General features: G+C 73.9%; 2 pseudogenes. One reads left to right on the top strand and one right to left on the bottom strand.

Going from position 1 to position 2220, the window contains the following annotated elements:
• Positions 1 to 277, bottom strand: a pseudogene (locus tag AB0H52_RS31860) (hypothetical protein); the annotation flags it as partial.
• A 313-nt stretch (positions 278 to 590) separates the two neighbouring features.
• Here AB0H52_RS31860 and AB0H52_RS31855 point away from each other — a divergent pair.
• Positions 591 to 2220: pseudogene (locus tag AB0H52_RS31855) on the top strand (hypothetical protein); the annotation flags it as partial.

Raw genomic sequence — 2220 nt, 5'->3', positions numbered from 1 at the left:
TCGAACTTAGAAACGGGGGAAGGCGGGTGTCTGGTTCAACCAGGGCCTGATCAAGTTCCCGTGAGTGCTGCGCCACCTCGGGCCAGTCCTCGGCCGCGGCGATGGCGCGGGCGGCGGCGTGGTCACCCCGGAAGGCCGCGCCCGCCGCCGCCAAGGCCCGACGTCGGCCGTCGCCGGGCCTTGGCGGCTCCGCTCGCGCAGCCTCGTCGCGGTCGTCCCACCCGTCGCGGGCGGTAGCCAGCCCTCCGGCGGCCGTGCCTGCGGCCTCGGTCGCCACCCGGCGGCGGTGCTCGGCGTGCCGGCGGGCCGGCAGCGGCGGTGCCAGGTCTCCAATGAACGCCTCCGGGGCTGAGGAAGGTCGGTACAGGAATTAACGTTAAAGATGATCTTGATTTCGCTGGCGGCCCCGCTGGGCGAACGTGATCAGAAGGCTCCCACCGGCCCCGTCTCCCTCGCGGCGCTGCGCGGCCTTGCGCTGGCCGCGAGTTCTCGCGCGGCGCGTTGAGGCCGCCGGGCGTAAGCAGAGGGAGATCGCCGATCGGGTGGGCTGCTCGCAGTCGTACGTTTCGAAGTGCCTGAAGCTGCTCAGGTTGCCCGAGGTGCTGCTGGCCGAGCTCGAAACCGGCCGGGCCTCCGAGGACGAGGACCTGGAGCCGGCCGGCCGGGCGAAGAAGAAGCAGGCCCTGCAGATTAAGGACGCGTTGGCGCTCGTCGACGCTGCCGGCGACGACCAGGAGGTGGTGCTGGCCGCCTACGGGTTGAGTCAGGACAGCCGGTATCACCACTGGTCTGCCGCGAGCTTGGTGTCGGAGGTGCGCCGTCAGCGGGAGCGGCAAGCGGTCATCGACGCCGCGGGTAAGAAGTTGGCCGCCGAGGGTGTTCCGGTCATCGAGCCGATTCAGCGGTTCGGCCAGGACTACTGGCAGTACCGGCTGGAGGGGGCCAAAGCCGTAGCGGCGGCCCGCAAGGCCGGCGCTCTGGCCGCCGGGGTCGACTCGTGGGGCAGCGTCACCTACTACTCGACCGCCGGGAAGCCGCGGAAGGCGGACAACCGCAGCGCGGCCGAGCAGCAGCGCATCACTGACGAGCGGGAGCGCCGCAAGGCGATGACCGCCCGGTCCGAGGCCGCCGCCGTGCTGGCCGCGACGGCCCCGAAGCTGCCGCCGTCGGCGGCGGACATCGTGGACGCGTGGCTGTGGGCACCAGGCAGTGATTGTGCGCAGCTCGCCCACAAGTGGCTGCTCGCCGCCGAGGTCGGCCCGGATCCGGCCCTGCCGAGCTACCAGTGGTGGGAGAAGGTCCGCCGCTCCGGCTGGCACACCCGGGTGCACGCCGCGCACGCCCTCGGCCTGGCCCGCCGCGAAGTCCAAGCACGTGCCACCCACCGGACCTGGACGCACGACGACGCCAGTTGGCTGGCCCGCCTGGTCGAGCACGCCGGCTACACCCCCAGCGCGTGGGAGCAGGCCCGCCTCGATGCCATCAACCCGCCCGAGAGCGAGCCGGCCAGCTCGGCCGGTCCGCAGCGCATCTCGCTGTCCTTCGACGACGTCGACGCGTGCTGCTGGTTGCTGCACTACGACGGGCAGGACGAGCCGGCCGCGTACGCCGAGCACCTCGGCGACCCTGACGGCGTCGGGGTCGCCCAGGCGTGGGCGGCCGAGGGTCTGGCCGACCGGTATGGCATCGAGGTCACCGCCTGGGCTGAGGGGCAGCTCGTGCCCGGCCGGCCGGCGTACCTCGCGGTGCACGCCGGCGACCCCACCGCCGCGGCGGTCGAGTCCGGGCCGGTGGGGGAGTGGCGGCTGCTGCACGATCCGGTCGACGGCGTGACTCGGACGATGCCGCCACGGCCGCCGCCGGCGCCGCCCGGACTGCCGCCGCGCAGCAGTGCGGCGAGCGGCGGCAGCTCCCCCTCGACCGCGGAGACGAACACATTGCGCACGGGCGCTCCGCTCGCCAGCCGACGCTTGCCGATGCGCAGCCCGAACTCAGCACCAGCCCGCGCTGCCAGCTCCGGATCTGATGTCGCTTGCGCGGCCGACTTCGGCTGTAGCGGGGTCATGGGGTTCGCGCCCGCCGCCGGCTACCTGCCCGCGCTGTCTACCCTCGCCGGCTTGGTGGCCGAGCTCTCCCGGCCGCGCACCTCGCCGCCGGCCGCTCGCCCCGCCCCGGCCCCACCGGCCTCGCGCCCGGCACCCGCGCCCCTGACGGCCCCGG

It is taken from the genome of Micromonospora sp. NPDC050695, from assembly GCF_040654415.1.
Classification (GTDB): domain Bacteria; phylum Actinomycetota; class Actinomycetes; order Mycobacteriales; family Micromonosporaceae; genus Micromonospora.
This window is presented reverse-complemented; position numbering and strand designations above follow the sequence as displayed.